Here is a 26,159-nt window from a genome sequence, read left to right as displayed (position 1 = left end):
GGCGCGCCCGTACGGATGTGAAACTCCGTCGGCGCCTCGCCGTTGGGCGCGTGACGCGGGACTCGGGGCGCGATCGGTACTTTGTGGCCGTTGGCTAGTTTGGTGCGCGATGGCCACGGTTGAGGTTGACGAGAAGGACGCGTCCGCGGAGCTGGAGCTGGTCGACGGAGCCGGGGGTACGCGGGCGTCGTGGGCACTGGCGCTGTCGGGTGCCCCGGTGCGGCGGTTGCTCGGTGCCGTGCTGGTTGTCGCCTCGATCGGGTACGTCGGCTGGCTGGTGGCCGGGCTGAACCTGGCGGCCTGGTGGCTGTCGGTGCCGTTCGTGGCGGCGAACGGGTACCTGGTGGTGCTGCTGCTCGTGTCGCTGGTCAACAACTGGTCGCGCTCGCCGCTCCGGCCGGCCGCTCCCCCACCGCCGACGGGCCCGGCCCCGCTGGTGGCGGTCCTGATACCGACGGCCAACGAACCACCGGCGATGGTCGAACGTACGCTCCGCAGCGTGCTGGAGCAGCGGTGGCCGCACGAGTCGCTGGTCGTCGTGGTGGGCGACGACGGGCACCGGCCGGCGATCGCCGCGATGGTCGGCGAGCTGGGCCGGGAGTACCGGGAGGTGGCGCTGAGCTACGTGCGGCCGCCGGACCAGACCGATCCGCGCCGCCGGGGGCGCGCCAAGGACGGCAACCTGAACGCGATGCTGGCGCTGGTGCGCGACCGGTACCCGGGGGTCGAGTTCGTGGAGACGCGCGACGCCGACGACCTGGTGGGGAACCCGGGGTTCCTGCGGCACACGGTGGGGCTGCTGCGCGCGGAGCCCGACGTGGCGTACGTCCAGACGATCAAGGACGCGACGGTCAGCCGCGGCGATCCGTTCGGCAACCGGCGGACGTTCTTCTACCGCGGCATCATGCTGTCCCGGGACGCGGCCGGTGCGGCGTTCCCGTGCGGCAGCGGGCTGGTGTGGCGGATGTCCGCCCTGCTCGACATCGGCGGCTTCCCCAGCTGGAACATCGTCGAGGACCTCTACTCCGGTTACCTTGCACTGCAACGCGGCTACCGCGGTCGCTACCTGCCGGTGCTGGGTGCGCTCGCGCAGAGCGCGCCCGAGGACCTGCCCAACATGTCCCAGCAGCTCGGCACGTGGGCGCTGGACACCATGCGCATCTTCCTCTGGCGACCGCCGTGGCGGGTGCCCGGACTGCGGCTGCGGCAGCGACTGCACTTCGCCGAGATGGGCCTGTTCTACCTGTCCGCGGTGCCCACGCTCGCGCTCATCATGGTGCCGGCACTGTGCCTGCTCACCGGCACGCACGCGCTGCGGGTCGATCCGGTCCGGCACGCCGTCGTGTCGGTCTGCTACACGACGCTGGTCACCGCGTTCACGTTCGTACTCGGCAACGGCACGCCGTGGCGGGAGATGACCCGCGCCAAGCAGATCTGGGTCGGCATGACCTTCACGTACGCGCTGGCCGTGGTGCGGGCGCTGGTCGGCGGGCCGCACCGCAAGCCCGCGTACCGGATCACCCGCAAGAACCGGCAACCGGGGCTGTACCTGGGTCGGGTGGCGCCGCACCTCGCGGCGCTGGCGCTGCTGCTCTGCTCGCTGGCGTACCATCTCGCCCGCCGCCCGACACTGTCCACAGTGGACTACGGGTCGATGTTCTGGGTCCTGTTCTACAGCCTGGTACTGCTCGGATTCGTCCGCCGGTCCTGGTACGGACTGACCACCCGGGGCCGACCCGCCGACGTGAGGAACCCATGACGATCGACGCCGGACCACGACTGGGCAGGTTGACCGAGGACCAGCTGCGCCGGGCACTCGACCGGTTCGGGCTCGGTGCGCTGCGGTCGGCCACCCCGGCCAGCGGCGGCCACTCCGGCCAGAACCTGGTGCTCTCCACCGACACCGGCGACCACCTGCTCCGCGGCAACCCGGCGTACCCGTGGCAACTGCCGACCGAGCGGTACTTCGCCGACCTGCTCGCGCGGCGCGCCGCGCTGCCCGCGCCGGTGCCGTACCGGATCGATCCGGGCACCGACGTCTTCGGCTGGAGCTACGCGATCCTGCCGCGCCTGCCCGGCGAGCCGCTGCCGGACTCGGACGTACGCGGCGGGCTGAACGACAGCGGACAGCGCGAGGTCGCCGGCGAGCTCGGCCGGGTGCTCGCCCGCGCCCACACGGTCACCGGTCCGCGGCCCGGCCGCTGGCGCCCCGAGGCCGACGACGTCCTGCCGTTCACGCTCGCCGGGGAACTCGACTGGCCGTCCCGGCAACCAGGCGCCGGGCCGGCGATCACGTGGCGGGAGCGGGTGATCCGGCGCTGCCTCGGCACGCTGCACGGCGCCACCCGGTTCGGCCCCGCGACCACGCCGGGCGATCTCGCCTGGGCCGGCCGGATCCTCGACGCCGCCGGGCCGGCGCTCGACGCCCCGTTCACCCCCACCGTCGTACTGGAGGACTTCAAGCCGGGAAACGTGCACATCACCGGTACTGCGGGGCGCTGGTCGGTCAGCGGGCTGTTCGACCTCACCGACGCGTACTTCGGCGACGCCGAGGCCGACCTGCCCCGGATGCTGTGCAGCTACCTCGACGCCGATCCCGCGCTCGCCCGGGTCTACCTCGGCTCGTACGTCGCCGCCCGGCCGGCACGTCCCGGCGCGCTGGCACGGTTCCCCGCGTACCTGCTCGCCGACCGCGCCCTGGTCTGGTCGTTCCTGCAACGCCACCACCTCCGGTACTGGCCGGAGACGTGGACCTTCACGGACTGGGCCGGCCGGTACCTCGACCTCGCCCACCCGGTCGTGGCCGAACTGTTCCCGTCCTGATCCGCGACCCGGCCGTGCCGCTCTCAGTGGTAGCCGACCGGTCCCGGTGGCGTCGGCGGATCCGGCAGCGGCACGGGGTCCGCCGATCCCCTGTCGTACCGGATCCGGAACGGCAGGCTCTCGTCGAGCCAGTCACCGACCGCGTTCCCCTCGCCGAGCAGCCGGTTGAGCACCCAGCGCAGCGCGAACCCGACCACCGCCAGCAGCAGCCACCACAGGCCGCCGACCAGGATCGCCGCCGGCAGCGCCACCCAGGCGGTGCCGGTCCACCCCAGGACCACGTGGTACGCGCGCTCCGGGATCCACAGCGAGACCACCGCCGCGACCGTGGTCAGCGGGTTGGCGAAGCCGGTGACGAGGACGTCGGCAGCGAGCGTCGCCAGTGACCGCAGCACCGCCGCCGGCCGCGATCCGCGCCGGCCACGGGGGAAGCCCGCCAGCACCAGACCCGCCCGGTACGTCAGGTCCAGCGCCCAGAACGCCGCGGCTCCCACCGCCAGTACCGGCTGGAACGTCGCCGGATCGACCCGCCCGGCGACGCGGTACGCCAGGAAGCCGCACAGTACCGAACGCGCCAGCCACCCCAGGCCGATCACGAGCCGGCCCAGCGCGACGACCGCACCGCGGGGCGGCGGTTGGACCGGTGCGCGGGTCGTCGGCCACGACAGCAGCACCAGCACGCCCAGCAGGATCCCCAGCGCCCGGCCGAGACCGAGGGTGTCCCCTCCGCGCAGCCGCTCCACCAGGCAGAGCACCGTGAGCACCGCGCCGACGCACATCCCGACGACGAACAGAAACCACCGCACCCGCCGCAGCATCCGCATGACGACGATCCTCGCAGGCCCCCGCAACCCGTTGCCCCACAACGATTCCGGGTACCCGCCCCGGCATCGTGCGGCGACGCGCGCGCGCCGGCGCCCCGGCGTACTCGCCTCGCCGGAGCTGTTGTGCCGCATGGTGGTCGCGGCGACCACGGCCGCTTGAGCGCGGGCGGGGCGACTCGTACATTGGTGGGGCTCAGGGATCGACCGCATTGCGTTGTCGGCACGAGATCAGCACGCGCATCGACTCGGCACCTTCTTCGACCGTACGGCCGGCTGACGTCTGCCGGCCCGAGAGGAGAACAATGCAGTCCGACGCCGCCACGACCCCGATCTCCCGGATCATCTGGGACCTGACGTACGCGTGCCCGCTGCGCTGCGTCCACTGCTACTCCGAGTCGGGCCGGCGACCGGCCCGCACGCTCGACCGCGCGGACATGCTCCGGGTGGTCGACACGATCGTCGGCTGCCACCCGGAGCGGATCTCCTTCGCGGGCGGCGAACCGTTGCTGGTGCGCTGGTGGGACGAGGCGGCGCGGATCCTGACCTCGCACGGCATCCCGGTGACGGTCTTCGTCAGCGGCTGGTTGATGAACGAGACGCTGGCCGGGAAGCTGGCGGACTCGGTGACCGCCGTGACGGTCAGTGTCGACGGCCCGGACGCGGCGACGCACGACGCGGTACGCGGTCGTCGTGGTTCGTTCGCGCGGGCGATGCGGGCGCTCGACCAGCTCGACCGGGTCAAGCGGGAACGCGGGCGCGCCGACGGCCCCTGCTTCGAGCTCGGGATGGACTACACGATGACGCGTACCGGTCAGCGCGACCTCGGCGACTTCGTGGAGCGTGTGTCGTCGCGCTTCGGTTCGCTCGACTACATCCGGATCGGCGCGGCGATGCCGGTCGGGCTCGCGCAGGAGGAGCGGTTCGTCCGCGACGAGCTGCTCGACGACCGGGAACTGGACCGGCTGCTCGCGTCGGGGCCGGGCCTGCAACGGCGGGCGCGCAACGAGGTCGAGGTGACGGTCGAGGACGTACGGTGCTTCCTGCCGTCGTCGGAGATGAGCGGTGAGACGGCGACCATCGCGCAGATCGAGCCGGACGGCGCGCTGCGGGCGTTCGCCATCTACGAAGCCAAGGTCGGCAACGTACTGGAGGAGCCGATCGCCGAGCTGTGGCAGCGTGCGCTGGCGTGGCGCCAGGACCCGTTCGTACTGGCGCAGACGGGCTCGGTCACCAGCCTGTCCGAGTGGGCTCGGGCGACCCGCCAGCTGGACCGGCGGTACGGTTCGGCGGCGGACCGGGCGCGCATCGCGCGGCGCGGAAACGCCGGCGCCGCAACGGACTGACGGCTCCCGCGCACGGCCGTCACGCGAACTCGTCGGCGCGGCCGGTGAGTTCCGCGGGCGGTTCCGGGAACGTGAAGTCGATCTGGTCGGTCAGGCCCAGCTCGCGGACGATGCGCCGGGTGCCCGAGTAGTCGCGGACGAGCTTGGGCCGGCCGGACGGCGTCGATGCCCGCAGGTCGTCGAGGATCCGCTCGGCGCCGCGGACGTTCGCGTGCGCGAGTTCCACCCGGAGCGCGGACATGTCCTGCTCGGTGAAGGCGTGCAGGGCCAGCGGCAACAGTTTCGCAAGCATCCGCTGCTGCGCCGGGTTCATCCTGCGGTACAACAGCTTCACGACTTCGACGACGATGGCGCCGTGCGCGGACTCGTCCCGCAGGTGCAGCGTGGCGATCAGCGAGTGCATCGGTTGGATGGTGCGGTCCCGGGCGATCAGCGCCAGCAGCGTACTGATCGCCGTCTCCGACACCGCGCCCCAGACGAGTACGGCGAGGTCGCGCTGCCACGCCTCGGGCAGCTCGGCCAGCAGGCGGTCGAGTCGGCGGCGGGTGACCATCGTGGGCATCGCCGGGCGGGTGGTGACGCCGCGCAGCTCGCGCGTCCGCGAGATCGCCATCATGTGCATGTACGTGTGGAACGACTCGTCGACCAGCGACTGCTGGATGGCCTGCCGTACCAGCGGGTCGTCGCTGCCGGGGAAGACACCGCGGGCGATCAGGTCGAACGCCGGCTCGACGAGCAGTTGCTCGGCGGCGATCACCCGCTCGTTGTACCCGAGCCACAGCCCGGTCAGTACCTGGTCGCGTTGGGCGGGGGGTCGCGGCGGCGAAGCCCGGGTGGTCGGCGAACGGCACGACGGACAACGGGTAGTCCGGGACGGTCGCGTCGAACTCCGCGTCGTGGTCGAGGACCGCCAGATCTCCTCGTACGACCGCGCGCGTCGGCCACGCCGCCGCGAGCCGACGCAGGGTCGTACGGTCGATGCGTTCCTCGTCGTGCGGCATGGTGTGCGCCCCTCCCCGTGCGGCGTCGGGATGCCACCGACAATAAACCGTCCGATACCTAACGAAAAGGAGAAATTGGTCACGCCGGCGCCCGGTCGAGTGCGGACGATCCGCGGCCTGGTTGCCTTGCCCCAGCGCCGATCCAGGCCAGCATCCCGGCCACACATCCGACGCCGGCCGCCCTGCCTGGCGCCGGGGCACCGCTCGTACGGCGTGGGCCGGGCCGCGTCCGTCGGTCAGTTCAAGGTGGCGAGCTGGGTGTCGATCCAGTCGAAGATGCCGGCGTATCCCTCCGAGCGGCTGGGCTCGCCGAACATGCCCAGGAACCCGGGCACCGGGTTGACCTCCAGGATCGTGTATCCGTCGGAGGTCGGCAGAATGTCGAGGCCGGCGTACGTGGCGCCCATGTGCCGCGCGGCGCGGACCGCCAGGTCGATCAGGTCGTCCGGCGCGTCGAACCGTTCGAAGCTGGCGCCCTGGGTGGTCTTGCAGCGCCACGTGTCGGCGGGCGGGAGTTTCAGCATGTTGATCGGCGTCGTCTCGCCGGCGACCGTGATCCGGTACTCGCCGTACTGCGTGGGGTGGAACGGTTGGCAGATCAGCGTTCCGTACCGGACCAGCAGGTCGTGTACCAGGTCGCGCTGCGCGGGCAGGTCGGTGACGCGCTCGACGTCGATGCCCTGCAGACCGTACGAGGGCTTGACGACGACGTCGCCCCACTCGGTCAGCGCCGCGGACACGTCGTCCACTGTGGACGCCGACCGGAACGGCGGCACCGGGAACCCGCCCGCGGCAAGGCTCTGCGCCATCAGGAACTTGCTGCACCCGCGGAACCAGACCTCGGCCGGATCGAACATCCTCGGCCCGAGCGCGGCGCTCACCATGCTCAGCCGCTCCGCCCGCGAACGCCAGGCGCCGGCGGTCCGCGGCAGCGCCTCCTTCCAGCCGGCGCCGAGCAGGTTCGCGCGCGAGATGACCGCGTCGTACCGGTTGGCGTCGACGCCGCCCAGCAGTACCGTCGCGGCGCCGGCCGTCCGCCGGTATCGCACGTCCTCCAGCGCGAACGCCGACATGTCGTGGCCGCGCCGCCGCCCGAACTCCAGCAGGCCGGGGCCGTCGGTGTCGTCACCCGAGTAGTCCCACACCAGGAGACCGATCTTCATCCGGACACCTCCGAGACGACGTGCACGCCACTCGACGTCGCCACACTAGAACAGCGGGCAGTCGTTGGGAAGCGTGCCGCCGCCGACGTGACCCGCCGTCACCGGCGCGCCGGGCGACCGCGGCGATCCGTTGCGCGGCAACCGAACCCGCCCCGGGTACGGTCAGCATCCGGCGCACCCTCGGTTCCATGTCGTCCCACGACATGACCGCCTCGGTCCAGTCCCGGATCCTGGTCAGGTCGAGGCGCATCGCGACCACCGGGTCCGGCCGGTTCGGGTCCGGTCCGTCCGCGTCGCCGGGCGCATCGACCGGAGTGTCGTGCGGCGCCCGCGGCCACCGGACGAGTTGCGCGGCGCACTCGGCCATGTCGGAACTGCCCGAGAGGTGCATGTGTGGCAATGCCGCTGGGCGGAGTTCCAGGCGTTGCACGGCATTGCACACAGTCGGACGGCCGGCTGCGGCTCAGCCGAGGCCGGTGTCGAGCAGCGCGAGGTCGTCGGCGGACAGCCGCAACCCGGCGGCGGCCACGTTCTCCGCCAGGTGGTCGAGGCTGCCCGTACCGGGGATCGGCAGCACGACCGGCGATCGGTGCAGCAGCCAGGCGAGCGCCACCTGCGCGGGCGTGGCGCCGTGCCGCTTGGCCACCTCGTACGCGGCGGGCGTGAGCGTGCGGGGCGCGACGGGCAGCCACGGCAGGAACGCGATGCCGTGCCGTTCGCAGTACGCGAGGACGTCGTCGTGGCGCCGGTCGGCGAGGTTGTACCGGTTCTGCACGGCGACGACCGGAACGATCCGGCGTACCGCCTCGATCTGTCCCACCGTCACCTCCGACAGCCCGACGTGCCGGACCGTGCCCTCGTCGCGCAGCAGCCGCAGCGCGCCGGCCTGGTCCGCCAGCGGTACCACCGGGTCGATCCGGTGCAGCTGGAACAGGTCGATGCGCGGCAGCCGCAGCCGGCGCAGGCTCAGCTCCGCCTGCTGCCGCAGGTACTCGGGGCGCCCGCAGTCGAACCACTCGCTGCCCAGGTTGATGCGGCCGGCCTTGGTCGCCACCACCAGACCGTCCGGGTACGGGTGCAGCGCCTCGGCGAGCAGCGTCTCGTTGTCGCCGAGGTCGTACGAGTCGGCGGTGTCGATCAGCGTGACGCCGAGCTCGACGGCGCGCCGGGCCACCGCGATCGAGGCGGTACGCCGGGCGTCCGGCCGACCGGTCAGCCGCAGCGCGCCGAACCCGAGCCGCCGTACGGGCAGGTCGCCGCCGAGCAGGAACGTGTCTGTCATCGTGCTTCCCTTCGTCGTGCCCCCAGCCTGCGGCCCGCGAATCGTTAAGACAAGCGAGACCTTCTTCCCCTGACCGTGTAGCATCGCTACGTGATCAGCCTCGAACGGCTGCGCGTCCTGCGCGCCCTCGCCACCGCCGGCTCCGTCCGCGGCGCCGCCGCCCACCTGCACGTGACCACCTCGGCGGTGTCCCAGCAGATGGCCCGGCTCGAACGGGAGGTAGGGCAGCGCCTGCTGGAACGCAACGGCCGCGGCGTACGGCTCACCGACACGGCGGTACTGCTGGCCGAGCACGCCGGCGACCTGCTCGCCCGCATGGAGGAGATCGAGGCCGACCTGGCCCGCCACCGGTACACGGTCGCCGGGGAGCTGCGGGTCGCCGCGTTCGCCACCGCGGCCCGCGGCCTGCTGCCGACCGCGCTGAGCGCCCTGCGCACCCGGCACCCCGGCCTCGTCGTACGGACCGCCGAGCAGGAGCCGGACGTCGCGGTGCCGGGCGTGGCCAGCGGCGACGTCGACCTCGCCGTCGTACAGGACTGGCCGGAGGCTCCGCTGGCCGTACCGACCGGGTTGCGGCGTACCGGGTTGTTGGACGACGTGTTCGACGTGGCGTTGCCGGCCACGCACCGGTTCGCCGGCAACGCCACCGTGGAACTCGACGACCTCGCCGGGGAGGACTGGATCAGCTGGGCCGACGGGCAACGCTGCCACGACTGGTTGCGCCGGACCGTACCGGGGGCGCCGATCGCGCACACCGCTGGCGAACACGGCACCCAGCTGGCCCTGGTCGCGGCCGGGCTCGGCATCGCGCTGACACCCCGGCTCGGCCGCGACCCGGTGCCCGACGGCGTACGGTTCGCGGCGGTGCATCCGGCGCCGGTCCGCCGGGTGTTCGCCGTCTGGCGTTCCGGCGCCGCACGCCATCCCACCATCCGCGCCGCGCTCGCCGCCCTGCGCGACGCGGTACGCGACTGACCCCGCGCACCGGCGAACCGACGAAGGTCTGTACAAGTCCGTCGCGGTTCTAGTACAACGTTGTAAACGGGCTCATCGAACCGATCTGGGGAGGCGCCGTGTCGCTTCGGCTTCGGGTGGCGCTGGTGGTGGCCGCGACGGTGGCGGTGGCCGCCGCGAGCACCGGCATCGCGACCGCCACGCCCACCGGCCCGGAAAGGCGGCACACCATGACGACCCGGCCGGTCCACCGGCACGCCGCGGTGTCGACCACGTTCCGGAACCCGCTCAACCCCGGCCCCGACCCGTTCATGACCTGGTACCAGGGCTACTACTACCTGTCGACGACGCAGGGCGACGCGATCCGGATCTGGAAGGCGCGCTCGCTCAACCAGTTGCTCGCCGCGCCGGCCACCACGGTCTGGACCGACACCGACCCGTCCCGGAACAAGCAGCTCTGGGCGCCCGAGTTCTCCCTGGTCGACGGCCACTGGTACGTGTACTACACGGCCGACGACGGCGTGGACGACCACCACCGGCTGTACGTGCTGGAGTCGTCCGGCACCGACCCGCTCGGCCCGTACCACCTGAAGGCGAAGCTGGTGCCGCCCGGACTGGACCAGTGGGCCATCGACCCGTCGCTGCTCCGGCTCGGCGGCCGGCTGTACCTCGGCTTCTCCAGCATCGCGGCGGCCGGGCACAACTCGCTCTACCTCGCGCCGATGTCCGACCCGTGGACGGTCAGCGGCCCCGCCGTGTACCTGCCGGCGGCCGGCTGTGCGAGCGACACGGTACGCGAGGCGCCCGAGTTCCTGCACCACGGCTCGACGACCTACCTGGTGTACTCCTCCTGCGACACCGGCAAACCCGACTACCAGCTGTGGATGAAGTCGTTGTCGGACGGCAAGGACCCGATGGTCGCGTCGAACTGGGTGCAGCACGACGGCCCGGTGTTCGGCCGCAACGACTCCACCGGCGTGTACGGCCCGGGCCACAACGGATTCTTCACCTCGCCCGACGGCAGCCAGACCTGGATCGTGTACGGCGCCAAGAACACCGCCAACTACACGTACGAGGGCCGCACGACGCGGGCGCAGCGGATCACGTTCCGCGCCGACGGCAGCCCCGACTTCGGCGTACCGCTCGCGGCCGGTGCCACCCAGGCGCTGCCGTCCGGCGACCCCGGCAGCACCCAGTACTGGATCAACGACGACAACCGCAGCAGCGGCACCGGATCCGTGACGTACGCCGGGGCGTGGTCCAGCGGGTCCGGGTGCGGCACCCAGTGCTTCTGGGGCGACGACCACTGGACCGGGAACGCCGGCGACACCGCCACGTTCACGTTCACCGGCACCCGGATCGCGCTGCTGTCGGTACGCGACACCAACTACGGCCTCGCCGCGGTCTCCGTCGACGGCGGCGCCGAGACCACCATCGACCTGTACTCCGCCAACCGCACCGGCGAACAGCTCAACTACCTCAGCCCGGCGCTCTCCCCCGGCACCCACACCCTGCGGGTACGCAACACCGGCCAGCGCAACGCGTCGTCCACCGGCACGCTCGTCGAGATCGACCGCGCCGAGGTGTACGGCTGACTCCACTGTGGACAGTGGGCGGTGGAGTACTCAGGATGTCGCGCGGGCGAGCGCCGCGGCCCGGGCCATCGCGTCCCGGGCGGCGGGGCGGTCGTCGCGGGACACCGACCACAGGGCGCCCTCCACCGTACGGGCCAGCGCCCAGCACAGCAGCCGCTCGGCGGGCTCACCCACCAGCTCCGCGAACATCCGGTACCGGCCGGCGAGCGTGGCCGGCGAGTCGGCCGGGGCCGGCGCCAGTTGGGCGAGCAGCGGATGGGCGTCGTAGGCGGGGTCGCCGAGCATCGGCTTGGCGTCGATGGCCAGCCACGGACTGCGGTGCGCGGCAAGCAGGTTGTCGGGGTTGGCGTCGCCGTGCACGAGCACCGTGCGCGTCGCCGTACGCGGCAACGACTCCAGCAGTTCGGCGCCCAGCTCCACCAGCCCCGGGTCGAAGGGCGGCCGGTGCCGGCGCATCCGCTGCCGTACCAGCCCCGCCCACTCGGCGGTCACCGTACCGACGTGTTCGAACGGCGCGTCCGCCGGTACCGGAACCGACCACAGCCGGCGGAGCACCGTCGCGGCCGCCGCCAGCCGCTGCTGCCAGCCCAGATCCGCACGCGACAGCGGCGTCCCGGGCAGGCACCGTTCGACGAGCATCGCGTACCGGGGCTCGTCTGCGCGCAGGACGCGGACGGCCCCGGCACCGTCCCACACGCGCAGCGCCGCCGACTCGTACCGGGCCTCGCGGTGCGGCCACGCGACCTTGAGTACGACCCGCTGGCCGTCGGGCGTCACCCCGGGCGCCGCCCACGACGACGTACCGGTGGTGAACGGCGGACCGGTGCGCACCTGCCAGCGGTCTGCCAGTTCGGCCACCAGACGCGGGAGACCGGCCAGCCAGCGGCGTTCCGCGTCGGTACGGCCGAGCCACCGGTGGATCGGCAGATCGGGCGCGTCCACCAGGCAACCCCTCGCGATGTCGTACGCGGTCGGGACTTCCGGATGGTCGCAGCCACCACGACCACCGTCAACGCGCGTCGCTCCACCGACGCCCCGCCCACCGAACCGGGATCGGTTGGTACGACGGGGAACCCGGCGCGGGTCCGGGCGCCCCCCGGACCCGCGCGGAGGTCACGCGTCCTCGACGACCTCCGCGAACGCGATCGCCACGCCGCCGGTCGCGTGCTCCGTGGTCGCGGCGACGAGGGGGCCGGCCTCCGCGGCGGCGGCGCTGGCCGCGGCGTAGTCGGCGAAGTACAGGTCGAGCAGCCGGTACGCCGGGGTCGGGCTGCCGTCCTCCTTCGGCCAGACCTTCGACGCCTGCAGGCGGGTCAGGCCGGGAAGCGTACGCGCCAGCGCGAGCTGGTCGGGGTACGCGGCCTCGAAGGCGTCGGGGTCGGTGGGGTTGGAGTACACGAAGCTGATCTTGGTCGGGTTGTGCTCGGTCACGCTGGGTTCTCCTGGTTGCTAGCCTTGTCCGACTTGAGCGAGCGGATCCCGCCGGACGATCTCCACGAACGTCCGCGCGGCGCGCCGCCCACCGGTGGACACGCGGCAAACCTGGCGCGTACCAACGGAAACCCGTCCGGCCGGCGGCTCCGCTCACTGCCTGTCGACCGTACGCAGAGGAGTGGGCAGTGACCATGACAGCACCGCCGGGAGACTTTGCCGATCGTCCGGGGTCACCGGCCGGCACCCGGGACGAGAGCGCGGATCCGGCCGCGCTCGGTCTCGACCTCGGTGGCCGGACCGACGACCTGCTCTCGGAACTGCTCCGCAGCGCACGGCTGAGCGGGGAACGGATCGTCGCGTACGCGCCGCCGGCGGCGTTCTCGATCGGGTTCGCCGGGGTGGGCAGCCTGCACATCGTCGAGGAGGGTGAGCTGGTGCTCCGCGTCGACAACGACCCGGATCCCAGGCACCTGACCCGCGGCGATGTCGTACTGCTGCCGCGCGGCGACGGGCACCGTCTCTGCGACACCGGCCGTACCGCCGGCGCTCCGGCGCGCTGGCTGTGCGGAACGTTCGCGATCGGCGACCCGCAGGCCAGTCACCTGCTCCGCAGCCTCCCGGCCGTGATCGTCCTGCGCGACGTCAGCGGCCCGGCGCTCGAAGGGCTGGAGGTGGCCCGGAAGATGCTCGTCGTCGAGATGCGGTCGCCCTCGCAGGGCTCGGCCGTGATGGTGGCCCGCATCCTCGACCTGGTGTTCATCCAGATCCTGCGGCTGTGGGCGGCCGGCCCGGACGCCGAACCGAACTGGCTGGCCGGCGCGCTCGACCCGCAGACCGGCCCGGCCCTGAGCGCCATCCACCGGCACCCCGGCCGCGACTGGGCGGTCGAGGACCTCGCCCGGGCGTGCAACCTGTCCCGATCGGCGTTCGCCGAACGGTTCGCCGCGCAGGTCGGGACGCCGCCGGCGACGTACCTGGCGCTGGTACGGCTGGACACCGCCGCGGACCTGCTCCGCACCACGTCGCTGCCCGTCGCGCTCATCGCGCGCAACGTCGGGTACACGTCGGAGGCGGCGTTCAGCCGCGCGTTCAAGAACCGGTACGGCGTGCCGCCCGCGCGGTGGCGGCAGTCCGCCCGGCCGTGACCGCGCCGAGCCGGTGCCGGAGCTGGCTCAGTGCCACCACTTCCGCTCCGCGGCCAGTGCCTCCGACGTCGTACCGGTCCGGTCGAGGGCGTCGAGTTCGGCCATCGAGGCGTCGTCGAGGGCGAAGTCGAACACCGCCGCGTTGTCGACGATCCGCTCCCGGTGCACCGACTTGGGCAGTACCGACAGGCCCTTCTGGATGGCCCAGCGGATCAGCACCTGCGCGGGGCTGCGGCCGCACCGGGCCGCGACGGCGCCGACGGTACGGTCGGACAGGTGCCGGCCGGTCCCCAGCGGGCTGTACGACTGCACCACGATCCCGTCCGCCGCGCACGCGTCGATCAACTCCCGCCGGTACTCGAACGGGCTGAGCTGCACCTGGTTCACCGCGGGCGGCACCTGCGCCACCGCCTTCAGCGCGGCGAGGTCGGCCGGGTCGAAGTTGGACACCCCGATCGCGCGGGCCAGCCCCTCGCGCTGGGCGGCCTCCATGCCCGGCCAGGCCCGGGTCGGCCCGCCCTGCGGCCAGTGCACCAGGTACAGGTCGACGTGGTCGGTACCGAGCCGGCGGAGGCTCGCTTCGGCCTCCCGCAACGGGTTCCGGCGCCCGGGGTAGAACTTCGTGGTCAGGAAGATCTCCTCGCGCGGCACCCCGCTGTCCCGGATCGCCCGCCCCACACTCGTCTCGTTCCCGTACGCCTGCGCGGTGTCGATCAGTCGGTACCCCGCCTCCAGCGCCCACCGCACCGCCCGCTCGCACCGCGCGCCGTCCGGTACCTGCCAGACGCCCAGCCCCAGCCGCGGGATCCGCGCCCCCGTCGACAGGACGAGACCGCCGGCCGACCCGATGTCGCTCATCGCACTCTCCCCACACCCGTCGGACGCCACCGGCACGGCACCGCCCGTCAGCAACTGCACCAGACCGGTACCGCCGAGGAGATCGGAAACGCGGCCGCTCGCCCGAACGGCGGGCCCCGCTCGTGGCGGCCGTCTGCGCCGTTCCGGCCCGGTACGGCCGCGATGCCCGACCCGGCGACGTTCGCCGAATCCACCCGGCCACGTGTCGAGAACGCGGCGCCGGCGTCGTCCCGGGTGTACCAGTGGCCACGACAGGCCGCGCACCGGAGGGAGCAGCACCGTGCCGATCCAGCGGATGGACCACGTGAGCGTCGTCGTCGAGGACCTCGACGCCGCCAAGGCGTTCTTCGTCGTACTCGGGATGGAACTGGAGGGCGAGGCGCCGGTCGAGGGGCCGGAGGTGGACCGGATCAACGCGCTCGACGGCGTCCGCATCACCATCGCGATGATGCGGACCCCGGACGGTACCGGCCGGCTCGAACTGACGAGGTTCCACGCCCCCGAGGTGATCCGCCCCGAGCCGGCGAACGCCCTGGGCAACGTACTGGGCCTGCGCAGCGTCATGTTCACCGTCGACGACATCGACGCGACCGTCGCCAGCCTGCGCGCACACGGCGCGGAACTCATCGGCGAGGTCGTACGCTACGGCGACGCCTACCGGCTCTGCTACGTCCGCGGTCCGGCGGGCATCATCGTCGCGCTGGCCGAGCAGCTCGGCTGACGGATCCAGCCGTCGGCAAGGCTGTGCGCGGCGCGGTCCGGGCCGGACGCGCCGTGCCGCCGGTACGCGGTGCCGGGTGCCGGCGCGCGGAAGTGGCCGGTCAGGCCGGGTGGTCGAGGGTCATCAGCCGGTACAGCAGGTCGTCGTCGAACCAGCGCCCACCGGTCCGGCGCTGGTGCAGGTACGAGCTGGTGGCGCGGGCCTGGCAGCACGCAAGGGCGAGGTCGGCGTCGACACCGGCGGCCGCCGCGTACCGGTGGATCCGGGCCCGTAGGTCCCGCTGCCCCGGGCGTTCGGCGGCGACGGTGAAGGCGTCGTACGCGGCGGTTCCCCGCCACCCCAACGGATCGATGGCAAGCCACGGTTCGCGCCGGGCCCGCAGTACGTTGCCGAAGTGCAGGTCGCCGTGCATCAGCGTGGCCGTACTGTCGTTGCGCAGCAGGCGAATCGTGGCGCGCGCCCGGTCGACCACCGCCGGCGGTACCAGCCCCGGCGCGGCCGCCACCTGCCGGTCGAGCTGGTCCGCCCACCCGTCCGTAGTACCGGCCAGCGTGGGTACGCCCGGCGGCGCGGGCACGGCGAGCGTACGCGCGAGCGCGCCGGCGAGTTCGATCGCGTGGTCGGCCGACGGCACCGAGGCCAGCGTCGCCGGGCCGGCCCGTTCGAGCAGCACCGCGTGCGACGCCTCGTCCACGGCGTACACCCGGACGGCGCCGCGACCGTCGAGGCTGCGCAGGGCGCGGACCTCGTGCCGAGTCCGCGCGGACGGGTACGAGATCTTCAGTACCGCGGGGCCGTGCCGGACGGACCGTACCGGAACGACGATCGCGACCTGACCGTGGCCGACCGCGCCGTCGGGCCGGCACCGCCAGGCCCGCAGGACGCGCTCGACCAGCGCCGGCAGGCCGTCCAGCCAGCGCCGCCCGCGCTCCCCCTCCCGCAGCCGGACCGCACGACCGAGCCCACCGGGTACGACGACCGTCATGGTGTCGAGCCTGCCGTCCGGCGCCGGCCGCCGCCACCGGGAAACGCCTCCGCGCGGCGGAAAACGGATGCCGCCCGGCCTGGGCGGTGGTAGGCACACGGTCGTGACCGACGTACGCACCGAGCGGCTGGTCCTGCACCCGCTCACGGTCGCCGAGGCCGAACGTGTGGCCGCCGCCGAGCCCACCACCGCGGACCGGTGGGCCGCCGACTACCCGACCGACGGTGACCGCAAGGACGCCCGCGACCTCCTCGAACTCTGCGCCACGGCCGGCGATCCCACCCCGTTCGGCGGCTACGAGATCCGGCTCCGTGACGACGGTACGGCGATCGGCGGCCTCTGCTTCCACCGACCGCCGGACGAACACGGCGCCGTCACCATCGGGTACGGGGTGGTCGGGTCCGCGCGCGGCCACGGGTACGCGACGGAGGCGTTGCACGCGCTGCTCGCCGTCGCCAGGTCGGCGGGCGCCCGTACGGTCCGCGGCGACGCCGACCACGACAACGTGGCCTCCCAGCGGGTCATGCACGGCGCCGGGATGCGCCACGTCCGCTCCGACGAGAAGGTCCGCTACTACGAGATCACGTTCCCGCGCCAGTAGCGTCCCGCCCTCGGCCGGTGGTACGGGCGGGTCGGTCCACGCGGCTGTTTCCCTGCTGTGGCGCCGAAAGTCGCCGCCCACCCGTTCGGCGGTGGCGCACCGGGCGGGCCCCGTCGCCGACGCCAGGCACCGGCACCGCCCGGGTTCCGCGACAGCAGCCGGGTCCGCGGCCAGACCGTCGTACGGCTGGAGCCGACCCCCGACCTCCGCGCGTCGAAACCCGCCGGGGTACCCGGTCGGCGTGGCTACGGGGCGACCAACTCGCGGAGGTCGCCTGTGGCCGGTCCCCGCGTCCTGACCCCGCCCGGCGCGACCACCTGTGATCATCGTCGCTGGCGGGACGGCACGGTTGCTTGCGATCATCGGCGGATGGCCGACCCGACGACGCTGACCGAGGTCCGTACGCGGATCGACGCGATCGACGCCGACCTGATCCGGCTGCTGGCGGACCGCCAGTCCCTGGTCCGGGCCGCGGCGGCGTTCAAGGCGGATGCGCAGGCGGTGCGTGCCCCGGACCGGGTCGCCCGGGTCGTCGCGCTGGCCCGGGAACGGGCCGCGGCCGCCGGCCTGGACCCCACCGTCGCCGAGGCGGTCTGGCGCGCGATGATCGGGGCGTTCGTCGACCTGGAGATGACCGAACAGGCCCGGCGTACCGCCGAGCGTTGACCCGCTGCCGCGGCGCCGGTGCCGGCTTGGCGGTGGTCCATAGGGTGGGGCCATGACGGGTTGGACGCTGGCGGTCGACTTCGGTACGTCGAGCACGGTGGCGGCGTTGCGCCGGCCCGACGGGCGGGTCACCGCGGTGCTGTTCGACGGGTCGCCGCTGCTGCCGTCCGCGGTGTGCGCGGACGCCGGCGGCGCGCTGCTGACCGGCCGCGACGCGCTGCATGCGGCGCAGCTGGCGCCGGAGCGGTTCGAGCCCAACCCGAAGCTGCGGGTCGACGACGGCACCGTACTGCTCGGCGCCGAGGTGCCGGTGGCCGACCTGTTCGCCGCCGTACTCGGCCGGGTGGCGCAGGAGGTACGGCGCGTCGTCGCCGGCGAGCCGGACCGGGTGGTCCTCACGTACCCGGCGGGGTGGGGCGCGCACCGGCGCGGGCTGGTGACGCGGGCCGCGGCGGCCGCCGGGTTCCCGACGGTCGAGCTGGTCCCCGAGCCGGTCGCCGCGGCGCGCTTCTTCGGTACGGACGGTGCGGTGGCGGCCGGCCCGGCCGTCGTGTACGACCTGGGCGCCGGTACCGCCGACGTGTCCGTGGTGCAGGACGGGCGGGTCCTCGCCACCGACGGCCTGGTCGACGCCGGCGGGCTGGACGTCGACGCGGCGATCGTGGCGTACCTGGCGGCGCAGTACGGCCAGCGGGATCCTGGTGCGTGGCAACGGTTTCGGCATCCCACCGACGCCGCGGGACGGCGCGAGCGGCGCAGGTTCACCGAGGACGTCCGCGGTGCGAAGGAGATGCTGTCGCGCACCGCGCAGACGTTCGTGCACCTGCCGTGGCTCGACGTGGACGCGCCGATCAGCCGGGAACAGCTCGACGCCGTGGCCGAACCGCTGATCGCCCGCACGGTCCGGCTCACCCGCGCCACGATCGCCGCGGCCGGCCTGCCGGTCCCGCCGCCCGGCCCGCTCTACCTGGTGGGCGGCGCGAGCCGGATGCCGCTGGTCGCCACGATGCTGCACCGGCACCTCGGCGTGGCGCCGATCCTCACCGAGCAGCCCGAACTCGTCGTCGCCGACGGCGCCCTCGCCGCGCCGCCGGCCCCGACCACGGTGGTCGTGTCCGGCCCCACCGAGCCGGATCCCGGCCCCGCGCCGCTTCCTCCACTGCCCCAGCCTTCTCCGATCACGTCGGCCGCCCGCCCAGTGGCCGCCGCGATCCTCGGTACGACGGCGCTCGTCGCGTACCTCGTCTCGGTGTTCGGCGGGTGGATCGGGCTGCCAGGCTGGCAGTGGGTCACGTGGCCGGGCGTGGACCGGGGAAGCCACGTCGTCACCGCCTACCTGGCCACGGCGCTCCTCTCCGTACTCGTGCTCGCGCCGGCCGTGGTGCTGCCGCCCCGCGCGCAGCGCATCGTACGAGGCGCCGGTGCCGTACTCGGCCTGCTGGGCACCGGCTTCGTCGCGCTGTGGTGCCGGGCCGAGTACACGCGGGTGTCGCTGGGTGCCGGGACGTGGGCGGCGGCGGTGGCCGGCCTGGCGCTCGTGGCGACCGCCCTCGCGATCGGCGGTCCGGCCTCCTGGCGCGGGTTCCGCCGCACCCCGGACCGACCGTGACGCTTTCCTTTGGTACCAAGGGAAAGCGTCAGCGGGTGAACCAGGCGAGGGGGATCGCGTCGGCCATCGCCTCCGAGCCGAGGTCGTTCGGGTGCAGGCTGTCGCCGACGGAGCACGTGGCACCGCCCGTCGCGTTGTACGACGGGCGGAAGTACTCGGGTGCCTTCGGGTTCGCGGTGACCGTGTCGAAGTCCACGACACCGTCGAACGCGTGGCTGGACCGGATCCAGCGGTTGACGCGCACCCGCTCCGCCTCGCCCGCGGCGGTGCCGTAGTTGTTGTGGTAGACGCAGTTGGCGCCGGAGAACGGCGTCAGGGTACCGACGTAGATCTTGACCCCGGCGGCGTGCGCGGCCCGTACCAGCCGGAGGTATCCGGCCTCGATCTCGGCCGCGGTCGCGGTCGGGTCCGTCCGGCCGATGTCGTTGATGCCTTCGAGCAGGATCACGGCCCGGACACCCGGCTGGTCCAGCGCGTCGCGCTGGAACCGCGTCAGGGCACTCGCTCCGCCGCCCGCCGTGTCGTGCAGGACCCGGTTGGCGCTGATGCCCGCGTCCACCACCGCAGGCGCCTTCTTCCCGTACGCGGCGGTCAGGCGACGCGCGAGGTAGTTGGGCCACCGGGCCTCCGCGTCGACCTGGGTGTGCCCGACGTCGGTGATCGAGTCGCCGAACGCCACGACCGTACCGGGCGTCGGCGGGTTGCGCACGTCGACGCCGTCGACGTAGTACCAGGAGGAGACCTTGGTGGTGAAGGGATCGCCGGCAACGTCGCCCGCGTGGTCGCCGGCCGCGACGTAGTTGGTCTGCCAGGCGAGCGCGTGGTAGTTGGCGGGTCCGGTCGGGGCCGGCAGGTAGACGTCGACGGCGAGTTCGGTGAGTGCCGACACCTGCATGCGTACCGGGTCGCTGACGACCTCGCCGCCGACCGGGATGGTGACCGACGTACGGCCGGCGAACGTCGCGGCGCGCGTCGAACCGGGAAGCAGGTGCGCCCCGTTGAGTACCTCGCCGACGGTGGTGGCGTCGATGGTCACCGGCTGGGTGCCGTACCGGTTGCTCAGCCGGATGCGGGCCTGGCTGCCACCGACGCTGGTGTAGATGACGTTGCGGACCGTCTGGTCGGCGAACGACGTGGTTGCACCGCTCAGCGGGCTCGCCGCCCACGTCGCCACCCAGCCCGGGTTGCCGGCGCCGTGACCGCCGGTGTCGTCGCGCCGTGGCTTCGCGTCCGCCGTCCTCGGTACGGTCAGCGCCACGACCAGCAGTACGGCGGTGGCCACGGCGACCACGGTGGCGATCGCCGCGACGCGCCTGTTCACCTTGTGCAGCAACGACACGGTGCTCCTCCAACGTTTCCCGGGCGACGGGCTCCGGACATCCGACCCCGCGCCGCCGCGGGACGGGGCATTCGTCCCCACGACACCGTCGGCGGCGCGTTCCGGAAGGAGGCTACCGACATCGATGCCCACCTGTCCGCACCAGGCCAGGCCAGCCCGGTCGCCGGGGCCGGTGAGCCGTCGCTTCGGTGGACTCCCGGTCCCCCGCACGTCACGGGTGCGCGGGTCGAACGCGCCGGTCAAAGGCCGTCCGCAGCACGCGCGGCCGGGCCGACGGCGTCGAGCCACCTCGTACCACCGGGCCGACGGTGGCGGCGCCGATCGGGCCCACCGCGGCGCGGACGACCGTGGTACCGACGACCGCGGCGCGGACGAGCGGGCTCACCGCCGCGCGGACGACCGGGGCACCGACGACCGCGGCGCGGACGCGCGTGGCACGCAAGACCTCCGCGCGGACGACCGGGCACCGGCCCGGACGGCGGTCCGGGTGATGCGCGATCATGTCGCGGCGAGCGGCACCCACCCGGACGGAGACGTATGGCAGGCATCGAGTTCGAGGCGAAGGTCCTGGACGTCGACCCGGCGGAGACGGAGCGGCGCATCCTCGCGGCGGGCGGGGTGCGCCGGTCCGGACCGCGGCTGATGCGCCGGTACGTCTACGACACCGTCCCGGTGGTCCCCGGCCGGTGGGTACGCCTGCGGGACACCGGCACCGTGACGACGCTGTGCGTCAAGCAGATCTCCACCGACGCGGTCGACGGCACGTACGAGACGGAGGTGGTGGTCGACGACTTCGCGGAGACGCACGCCCTGCTCGGCCTCGTCGGGTTGACGCCGCGCGGCTACCAGGAGAACCGGCGCACCTCGTACGTGCTCGGCGGGGTGCGCCTGGAGGTGGACGAGTGGCCGCTGATCCCGCCGTACCTGGAGATCGAGGCGGACGACGAGCCGCAGGTGTGGGCCGCCGCTGAGGCGCTCGGGTACGACCGGGCCCGCCTCACGTCGGTCAACACCACGAAGGTCTACCACCGGTACGGCATCGACCTGCACGCGATCGCCGACCTCCGGTTCCCCTGACCCAGGGTCGGATCGGTTGCGCCGCAACGAGACCGGCACGGCTCAGCGGGGGCCGACGACGGTCTGGCGCTGCTCCCCCAGCCCGCTGATGCCGAGCCGCAGCACGTTGCCCGGCACCAGGTACGTCGGTGGGGTCATGCCGAGCCCCACGCCGGGTGGGGTGCCGGTGTTGATGAGGTCGCCCGGTTCGAGCACCATGAACTGGCTGATGTAGCGCACCAGGTACACCGGGTCGAAGATCATGGTGGCGGTGGTGCCGTCCTGCCGGCGTACGCCGTCGACGTCGAGCCACAGCGACAGCGCGCGCACGTCGCCGATCTCGTCCGGGGTGGCGAGCCACGGGCCGGCCGGGTTGAACGTCTCGGCCGACTTCCCCTTGACCCACTGGCCGCCGCGGTCGTTCTGGAACTCGCGTTCGCTGACGTCGTTGACGAGCACGTACCCGGCGATCGCGGCGCGCGCCTGCTCGTCGCTGTCGAGGTAGGAGGCGCGGGTGCCGACGACGATGCCGAGTTCGACCTCCCAGTCGGTACGGCTGCTGCCGCGCGGGATCCGGACGTCGTCGTACGGGCCGATGAGGGTGTTGGGCGCCTTGGTGAACAGGATCGGCTCGGCCGGTACGGCCTGGCCGGTCTCGGCGGCGTGGTCGGCGTAGTTGAGTCCGACGCACAGGATCTGGTGCGGCCGCGCGATCGGCGCCCCGATCCGTACGCCGCCGAACGCCGACACGGCACCGGCCGCGACGCGTTCGGCGGCCAGTGCGCGGGCTTCGGCGATCCCGCCGGACGCGAAGAACGCTGCGTCGTAGTCGCCGAACCGGTCGGACACGTCGACGTAGTGGTCGGCGTCGACGCGCACGACCGGGCGTTCCCGGCCGGCCGCGCCGATCCGCATCAGCCGCACGCCGTCACCGCCCGGCCGGCGCGATGTCCGCGCGCGTCACGTCGGCCAGCGACACCTGCGCACCGCTCCGGATCGACTCGTACGCGGCGTCCACGATGCGCAGCGCGTACACGGTGTCGCGGGAGTCGATGAGCGGCGGGTGGCCTGCGAGCAGCGCGGTCACGTAGTCGGTGACCTCGGTCAGGACGGACTCGAAGTGCCACCCGCCGGGCCGCCAGGCGTCCGGCCCGAACGGTACGGAGTCGACGACGGTACCGGAGAAGTCGTGGTCGCCCTGGTAGAGCTTGACGACCGGGTCGGACATCTGGTCGAGGACGATGCCGCCCTTGGTACCGAACAGTTCGAGCCGTTCGCTGTGCGGGATCTCCGAGATCGACGTGAACGTGCAGGCGAAGTGCGCGCCGCTCTTCAGGCTGCCGTACACGTCGGCGGTGTCCTCGATCTCGTTGGGCAGCCCGAACAGCTTCCGGCCGACGCCGCGCAGCTCGGCGAACTCCCCGAGCAGCCACGAGATCAGGTAGAACGAGTGCGCGCCCGTGTCGAGCACCAGGCCGCCACCCAGCTCGTACTTCGTGCGCCAGTTGCCGGGCTCGGACAGGTGCTGCTTCTCGTTGGACCGCAGTTCGGTGCGTACGTGCAGCACCTCGCCGATGGCGCCGTCGCGCAGCAGCTCGTGCACCGCCTGGTACGCGGCGATGTAACGGGTGTTCTCCGCGACCATGAAGTGCGTGCCGGCGTCCTGCGCGGTGCGGTAGATGTCCACCGCCGCCTCGTACGTGGGGGCGACGGGCTTCTCCAGCAGCAGGTGCTTGCCGGCGCGCAGGGCCTTCGTCGCGGCGTCGTGGTGCAGGAAGTGCGGCAGGATCAGGTCGACGACGTCGATGTCGGGGTCGGCGAGCATCGCGTCGAGGTCGGTCGTCGGCCGCCCGCCGAACTCCGCCGCGAACGCCGCCGCGGTCTCCGCGTTCGTGTCGCAGACCGTCGCGAGTTCCACCGAGCCCGCCAGGTTCCGGTACGCGGTGGCGTGTGTGCGGGCGATGAGGCCGAGGCCGGCGATGCCGATCCGGGGCTTGCGGTTGTCCATGGGTACCTCGTGGTTGGTCGGAGTTCGGCGCTGGTGCGGGTCAGCCCTTGACGGCGCCGGCGAGTACGTCGGAGCCGTACCGGCGCTGGAGCAGGTAGTAGATGATCATCACCGGCAGGGCGACGATGATCGCCGCGGCGCAGGTGAACTGGTAGTTGCTGCCGTACTGGAGGCCGACGAAGAAGTTCAGCGCGGCCGGGGCCATCTGCAGCTTCGGGTTGGAGATCATCACGATCGCCAGCAGCAGGTTGTTCCAGGTCCAGATGAACAGGATCGTGGCCAGCGTGAAGATCGGCGCGCCCGCGGTGGGCACCACGACGCGCCACAGCACCGTCCAGCGCGACGCCCCGTCCATCCGCGCCGACTCCAGCAGCGGCCGCGGGAACGACCGGAAGAACGCCGTCATCCAGAACGTGCCGAACGGCAACGACCCGGCGATGTCCGGCAGGATCATCGCCCAGTACGTGTCGAGCAGCCCGTACTGCCGGAACTCGTAGTACAGCGGGATGATCGTCGCCTCGTACGGCACCATCAGGCCGAAGATGATCAGCCCGTACAGCGCCTTCGAGAAGCGGAACCGCATCGAGCCGAACGCGTACCCGGTGAAGATCGACAGCAGCACCGAGACGGGGACGACCACGCCGGCCAGGATCAGGCTGTTGAGCAGCGACCGGCCGATGCCGGCGTTCGCGTTCGTCCACGTCTCGACGAAGCTGCGCACCGACCACGGGGACGGGATGCCCAGCCCGCTCGCCGACGAGTCCGGCGCGTTGAACGCCACCAGGATCGTCGAGATGAACGGGTACGCGGCGAACAGCGCGAACAGGTAGAGCACCACGTACGTGAGCAGCTTCTCGTGCCGGGAGACCATCGGTTCAGTCCTTCGCTGACATGGTGCGGTTGATCAGCACGACGCCGACGACCATCACCAGCGTGAGCAGCACCGCGATCGCGGCACCGGAGCCGACCTTCCCGTTCTCGAACACGTCCTGGTACATCAGCAGCGACGGCGTGGTCGTCGTGTACCCGGGGCCGCCGGAGGTCGTCATCAGCGGCAGGTCGAACGTCCGCATCGCCATGATGAACGTCATCACCAGCGCGACCCGCAGTTCCTGCCGTACGCCGGGCAGCGTCACCACGAAGAACTCCCGCAGCGGCCCGGCGCCGTCCATCCGGGCCGCCTCGTACAGTTCGCGGGACACGTGCTGCGTGCCGGACAGCAGCAGCACCGTGACGTACCCGAAGGTGGCCCAGAAGCCGACGACGCCGAGCGCCGGCAGCGCGAGGTCGAAGTTGCCGAGGTAGTCGGTCACCGCGCCGTGCCCGAACACGGCGCCGACGATCTCGTTGATCGACCCGTCCGTCGCGTACAGCCAGCGCCAGGCGATCGCTACGACCGCCAACGCCACCGTGTACGGCAGGAAGTACAGGAAGCGCAGGACGCTCAGGCCGCGGACCCGGGTGCGGGCGATGAGGCCGACGAGCGCCAGCGCGACCGCCACCGGCAGCAGGCAGGTGAAGAACACCATCGCCAGCGACACCGCGAAGGACGCCAGCTGCTGAGGGTCGGTCAGGATGTCGGTGAAGTTGCGCAGCCCCACCCACACCGGCGTCGTCAGGCCGTCGGTCCGCTGGAACGACAGCTCGACCGTCTGCACGATCGGGCTCAGCACGAACAGCGCGTAGCACGCCAGCCCGGGCAGGACCAGCAGGTACGGCATGGCGCCGTCGTACCGCTTCCGGCCCGTCCGCCGGGTCGCCGTCCCGGCCGGTGCCGGCCTCGTCTCGGCCGCTGCGACAGTCACGCGATCACTCCGTCAGTTCGGGGCCGTGGTCCGCCCGGGCCCGTTCCTCGTCGTCACTTCGGCTGCCGCGCCGGCAGGCCGATGATCTCCCGGGCCTCGGCGGCGGTCGCCGGCTCGCGCCCCATCAGGTGCGCCAGCTTCACGACCTCGTCGACGAGTTCGGCGTTGGACCGCGACGGCCGGCCGTCCGGCAGGTACGGGTTGTCCTCCCAGCCGACGCGGACGTGCCCGCCGGTGGCCAGGGCGAGCGCGAGCAGCCGCCACTGCTGCCGGGAGTTCATCACGCTGACGTTCCAGTTCACGTTCTCCGGTACGTGCTTCGTCAGGTGCAGCAACGAATCCGGGGTCGGCGGGGTCCACGCCCCGCCCGGCCAGCCGAGGAACAGCGTCGCCCACACCGGGTTCTCCAGCAGCCCCTTGTCCCGGATGTACTCCAGGTTCCAGAACGCGCCGCTGTAAGCACTCGATCTCCGGCTTGACGCCGTGCTCCAGCGCGGCGGCGGAGAACGCCTCCAGCTCCGACCGCGGGTGGATCGCGTACTGCTCGTTCGCCGGGTACGCCGGGTCGGGCCGGAAGTACTCGTCGTGCACGTTGAACGCGAACGACATCATCTCCGGGTCGAGCTTCATCAGCTCGACCTTCTCCTCCAGCCGGGCGCTGGCGATCCCGAACTGGATGATCGCGTCGCGCTGCGACCGGATCAGGTTCGTCAGGTCCGCCCACCCCTGGAAGTCGGTACGGGACAGCTGCCGCCCGTCCTCCTGGATCGTGTCCTCCAGGTAGTGCACACCGTGGTGGTGGACAAGGCTCGCGCCCGAGTCGATGGCCCGCACGTACTCGTCGGCGACGGCGTCGACCTGGTCGATCGGCGGCATCCCCGCGAACCCCGGGTACGACATGGAGCTGTCGACGGTGACGGTGATGATGACCTTGTCCAAGGCTTGTT

General features: G+C 72.6%; 24 protein-coding genes and 2 pseudogenes. 11 read left to right on the top strand and 15 right to left on the bottom strand.

Going from position 1 to position 26,159, the window contains the following annotated elements; all coding sequences use genetic code 11:
* Positions 1–109 precede the first annotated feature (109 nt).
* Positions 110–1,759, top strand: a complete 1,650-nt coding sequence (locus Aru02nite_RS34390) for a glycosyltransferase (protein WP_203664592.1) — start codon at positions 110–112, stop codon at positions 1,757–1,759.
* Entirely contained in the window at positions 1,756–2,823 is a 1,068-nt protein-coding gene (locus tag Aru02nite_RS34385; protein ID WP_203664590.1) for a phosphotransferase family protein, read from the top strand. Before Aru02nite_RS34390 ends, Aru02nite_RS34385 begins: the two co-directional genes overlap by 4 nt.
* 23 nt (positions 2,824–2,846) lie before the next feature.
* On the opposite strand, the gene Aru02nite_RS34380 is transcribed toward Aru02nite_RS34385, so the two are convergent.
* Positions 2,847–3,647, bottom strand: a complete 801-nt coding sequence (locus Aru02nite_RS34380; RefSeq protein WP_203664588.1) for a hypothetical protein — start codon at positions 3,645–3,647, stop codon at positions 2,847–2,849.
* A 302-nt stretch (positions 3,648–3,949) separates the two neighbouring features.
* On the opposite strand from Aru02nite_RS34380, the gene Aru02nite_RS34375 reads away from it, so the two are divergent.
* Entirely contained in the window at positions 3,950–4,990 is a 1,041-nt protein-coding gene (locus Aru02nite_RS34375) for a radical SAM protein (RefSeq protein WP_203664586.1), read from the top strand.
* A 19-nt stretch (positions 4,991–5,009) separates the two neighbouring features.
* On the opposite strand, the gene Aru02nite_RS37395 is transcribed toward Aru02nite_RS34375, so the two are convergent.
* The 3 genes from Aru02nite_RS37395 to Aru02nite_RS34360 all read right to left on the bottom strand — a co-directional run bounded on the left by Aru02nite_RS37395 (position 5,010) and on the right by Aru02nite_RS34360 (position 8,436).
* The gene (locus tag Aru02nite_RS37395; RefSeq protein ID WP_275408786.1) at positions 5,010–6,158 is read right to left on the bottom strand and encodes a diiron oxygenase; all 1,149 of its coding nucleotides are present in this window, start codon (positions 6,156–6,158) and stop codon (positions 5,010–5,012) included.
* A gap of 69 nt (positions 6,159–6,227) precedes the next feature.
* Entirely contained in the window at positions 6,228–7,154 is a 927-nt protein-coding gene (locus Aru02nite_RS34365; protein WP_203664582.1) for an ATP-grasp domain-containing protein, read from the bottom strand.
* 463 nt (positions 7,155–7,617) lie between these two features.
* Complete coding sequence (locus tag Aru02nite_RS34360; protein ID WP_203664581.1) at positions 7,618–8,436, bottom strand: aldo/keto reductase; 819 nt, start codon at positions 8,434–8,436, stop codon at positions 7,618–7,620.
* 90 nt (positions 8,437–8,526) lie between these two features.
* Here Aru02nite_RS34360 and Aru02nite_RS34355 point away from each other — a divergent pair, with 90 nt between their 5' ends.
* Positions 8,527–9,411 carry a LysR family transcriptional regulator gene (locus Aru02nite_RS34355; protein WP_203664580.1) on the top strand — a complete coding sequence of 295 codons (885 nt, stop codon included), beginning with the start codon at positions 8,527–8,529 and terminating at the stop codon, positions 9,409–9,411.
* 98 nt (positions 9,412–9,509) lie between these two features.
* The gene (locus Aru02nite_RS34350; protein WP_239077137.1) at positions 9,510–10,985 is read left to right on the top strand and encodes a family 43 glycosylhydrolase; all 1,476 of its coding nucleotides are present in this window, start codon (positions 9,510–9,512) and stop codon (positions 10,983–10,985) included.
* A gap of 30 nt (positions 10,986–11,015) precedes the next feature.
* Here Aru02nite_RS34350 and Aru02nite_RS34345 read toward each other — a convergent pair whose 3' ends face one another.
* Positions 11,016–11,927 (bottom strand): aminoglycoside phosphotransferase family protein, encoded by a 912-nt coding sequence (locus Aru02nite_RS34345; protein WP_203664579.1) that lies wholly within the window; start codon positions 11,925–11,927, stop codon positions 11,016–11,018.
* A 171-nt stretch (positions 11,928–12,098) separates the two neighbouring features.
* Positions 12,099–12,416, bottom strand: a complete 318-nt coding sequence (locus Aru02nite_RS34340; RefSeq protein WP_203664578.1) for an EthD family reductase — start codon at positions 12,414–12,416, stop codon at positions 12,099–12,101.
* 194 nt (positions 12,417–12,610) lie between these two features.
* Between Aru02nite_RS34340 and Aru02nite_RS34335 the strand changes: the two genes are divergently transcribed.
* Positions 12,611–13,564: an AraC family transcriptional regulator gene (locus Aru02nite_RS34335; protein WP_239077144.1), complete on the top strand. Its 954-nt coding sequence runs from the start codon at positions 12,611–12,613 to the stop codon at positions 13,562–13,564.
* Between the two features lie 27 nt (positions 13,565–13,591).
* On the opposite strand, the gene Aru02nite_RS34330 is transcribed toward Aru02nite_RS34335, so the two are convergent.
* Positions 13,592–14,422: an aldo/keto reductase gene (locus tag Aru02nite_RS34330; protein ID WP_203664576.1), complete on the bottom strand. Its 831-nt coding sequence runs from the start codon at positions 14,420–14,422 to the stop codon at positions 13,592–13,594.
* Positions 14,423–14,702: 280 nt separating this feature from the next.
* Here Aru02nite_RS34330 and Aru02nite_RS34325 point away from each other — a divergent pair, with 280 nt between their 5' ends.
* Entirely contained in the window at positions 14,703–15,143 is a 441-nt protein-coding gene (locus Aru02nite_RS34325; RefSeq protein ID WP_239077136.1) for a VOC family protein, read from the top strand.
* Positions 15,144–15,243: 100 nt separating this feature from the next.
* Here the strand turns inward: Aru02nite_RS34325 and Aru02nite_RS34320 are convergent, their stop codons facing one another.
* The gene (locus tag Aru02nite_RS34320; protein WP_203664574.1) at positions 15,244–16,128 is read right to left on the bottom strand and encodes an aminoglycoside phosphotransferase family protein; all 885 of its coding nucleotides are present in this window, start codon (positions 16,126–16,128) and stop codon (positions 15,244–15,246) included.
* 103 nt (positions 16,129–16,231) lie between these two features.
* Here Aru02nite_RS34320 and Aru02nite_RS34315 point away from each other — a divergent pair, with 103 nt between their 5' ends.
* From Aru02nite_RS34315 to Aru02nite_RS34305, 3 genes are all read left to right on the top strand, one after another.
* Positions 16,232–16,729, top strand: coding sequence for a GNAT family N-acetyltransferase (locus Aru02nite_RS34315; protein ID WP_203664573.1), 498 nt, complete (start codon positions 16,232–16,234; stop codon positions 16,727–16,729).
* A gap of 369 nt (positions 16,730–17,098) precedes the next feature.
* Entirely contained in the window at positions 17,099–17,395 is a 297-nt protein-coding gene (locus tag Aru02nite_RS34310; RefSeq protein WP_203664572.1) for a chorismate mutase, read from the top strand.
* 52 nt (positions 17,396–17,447) lie between these two features.
* Positions 17,448–19,004 carry an Hsp70 family protein gene (locus Aru02nite_RS34305; RefSeq protein WP_203664571.1) on the top strand — a complete coding sequence of 519 codons (1,557 nt, stop codon included), beginning with the start codon at positions 17,448–17,450 and terminating at the stop codon, positions 19,002–19,004.
* Between the two features lie 28 nt (positions 19,005–19,032).
* On the opposite strand, the gene Aru02nite_RS34300 is transcribed toward Aru02nite_RS34305, so the two are convergent.
* Positions 19,033–20,343 (bottom strand): SGNH/GDSL hydrolase family protein, encoded by a 1,311-nt coding sequence (locus tag Aru02nite_RS34300; RefSeq protein WP_239077135.1) that lies wholly within the window; start codon positions 20,341–20,343, stop codon positions 19,033–19,035.
* A 537-nt stretch (positions 20,344–20,880) separates the two neighbouring features.
* Between Aru02nite_RS34300 and Aru02nite_RS34295 the strand changes: the two genes are divergently transcribed.
* Positions 20,881–21,420: a class IV adenylate cyclase gene (locus Aru02nite_RS34295; RefSeq protein ID WP_203664570.1), complete on the top strand. Its 540-nt coding sequence runs from the start codon at positions 20,881–20,883 to the stop codon at positions 21,418–21,420.
* Positions 21,421–21,462: 42 nt separating this feature from the next.
* Here the strand turns inward: Aru02nite_RS34295 and Aru02nite_RS34290 are convergent, their stop codons facing one another.
* From Aru02nite_RS34290 to Aru02nite_RS37685, 6 genes and pseudogenes are all read right to left on the bottom strand, one after another.
* The gene (locus Aru02nite_RS34290; RefSeq protein WP_308446294.1) at positions 21,463–22,314 is read right to left on the bottom strand and encodes a fumarylacetoacetate hydrolase family protein; all 852 of its coding nucleotides are present in this window, start codon (positions 22,312–22,314) and stop codon (positions 21,463–21,465) included.
* A 13-nt stretch (positions 22,315–22,327) separates the two neighbouring features.
* The gene (locus Aru02nite_RS34285) at positions 22,328–23,407 is read right to left on the bottom strand and encodes a Gfo/Idh/MocA family protein (protein WP_203664567.1); all 1,080 of its coding nucleotides are present in this window, start codon (positions 23,405–23,407) and stop codon (positions 22,328–22,330) included.
* A 40-nt stretch (positions 23,408–23,447) separates the two neighbouring features.
* A complete protein-coding gene (locus tag Aru02nite_RS34280; RefSeq protein WP_203664566.1) occupies positions 23,448–24,278 on the bottom strand; it encodes a carbohydrate ABC transporter permease in 831 nt (276 codons plus the stop codon).
* 4 nt (positions 24,279–24,282) lie between these two features.
* Positions 24,283–25,212: a carbohydrate ABC transporter permease gene (locus Aru02nite_RS34275; protein WP_203664565.1), complete on the bottom strand. Its 930-nt coding sequence runs from the start codon at positions 25,210–25,212 to the stop codon at positions 24,283–24,285.
* Positions 25,213–25,265: 53 nt separating this feature from the next.
* A pseudogene (locus Aru02nite_RS37390) lies at positions 25,266–25,652 on the bottom strand (3-keto-5-aminohexanoate cleavage protein); the annotation flags it as partial.
* A gap of 76 nt (positions 25,653–25,728) precedes the next feature.
* Positions 25,729–26,088: pseudogene (locus Aru02nite_RS37685) on the bottom strand (3-keto-5-aminohexanoate cleavage protein); the annotation flags it as partial.
* Positions 26,089–26,159: the final 71 nt, after the last annotated feature.

The organism is Actinocatenispora rupis (genome assembly GCF_016861975.1).
Lineage (GTDB): Bacteria > Actinomycetota > Actinomycetes > Mycobacteriales > Micromonosporaceae > Actinocatenispora > Actinocatenispora rupis.
The sequence above is the reverse complement of the archived record's forward strand: the minus strand, read 5'-3'. Positions and strand labels throughout refer to the sequence as shown.

Coding starts and splice junctions, on each gene's coding strand:
- Aru02nite_RS34390 (WP_203664592.1), top strand. CDS start 110: ATGGCCACGGTTGAGGTTGACGAGAAGGACGCGTCCGCGGAGCTGGAG.
- Aru02nite_RS34385 (WP_203664590.1), top strand. CDS start 1,756: ATGACGATCGACGCCGGACCACGACTGGGCAGGTTGACCGAGGACCAG.
- Aru02nite_RS34380 (WP_203664588.1), bottom strand. CDS start 3,647: ATGCGGATGCTGCGGCGGGTGCGGTGGTTTCTGTTCGTCGTCGGGATG.
- Aru02nite_RS34375 (WP_203664586.1), top strand. CDS start 3,950: ATGCAGTCCGACGCCGCCACGACCCCGATCTCCCGGATCATCTGGGAC.
- Aru02nite_RS37395 (WP_275408786.1), bottom strand. CDS start 6,158: ATGTGTGGCCGGGATGCTGGCCTGGATCGGCGCTGGGGCAAGGCAACC.
- Aru02nite_RS34365 (WP_203664582.1), bottom strand. CDS start 7,154: ATGAAGATCGGTCTCCTGGTGTGGGACTACTCGGGTGACGACACCGAC.
- Aru02nite_RS34360 (WP_203664581.1), bottom strand. CDS start 8,436: ATGACAGACACGTTCCTGCTCGGCGGCGACCTGCCCGTACGGCGGCTC.
- Aru02nite_RS34335 (WP_239077144.1), top strand. CDS start 12,611: ATGACAGCACCGCCGGGAGACTTTGCCGATCGTCCGGGGTCACCGGCC.
- Aru02nite_RS34330 (WP_203664576.1), bottom strand. CDS start 14,422: ATGAGCGACATCGGGTCGGCCGGCGGTCTCGTCCTGTCGACGGGGGCG.
- Aru02nite_RS34320 (WP_203664574.1), bottom strand. CDS start 16,128: ATGACGGTCGTCGTACCCGGTGGGCTCGGTCGTGCGGTCCGGCTGCGG.
- Aru02nite_RS34310 (WP_203664572.1), top strand. CDS start 17,099: ATGGCCGACCCGACGACGCTGACCGAGGTCCGTACGCGGATCGACGCG.
- Aru02nite_RS34305 (WP_203664571.1), top strand. CDS start 17,448: ATGACGGGTTGGACGCTGGCGGTCGACTTCGGTACGTCGAGCACGGTG.
- Aru02nite_RS34295 (WP_203664570.1), top strand. CDS start 20,881: ATGGCAGGCATCGAGTTCGAGGCGAAGGTCCTGGACGTCGACCCGGCG.
- Aru02nite_RS34290 (WP_308446294.1), bottom strand. CDS start 22,314: ATGCGGATCGGCGCGGCCGGCCGGGAACGCCCGGTCGTGCGCGTCGAC.
- Aru02nite_RS34285 (WP_203664567.1), bottom strand. CDS start 23,407: ATGGACAACCGCAAGCCCCGGATCGGCATCGCCGGCCTCGGCCTCATC.
- Aru02nite_RS34280 (WP_203664566.1), bottom strand. CDS start 24,278: ATGGTCTCCCGGCACGAGAAGCTGCTCACGTACGTGGTGCTCTACCTG.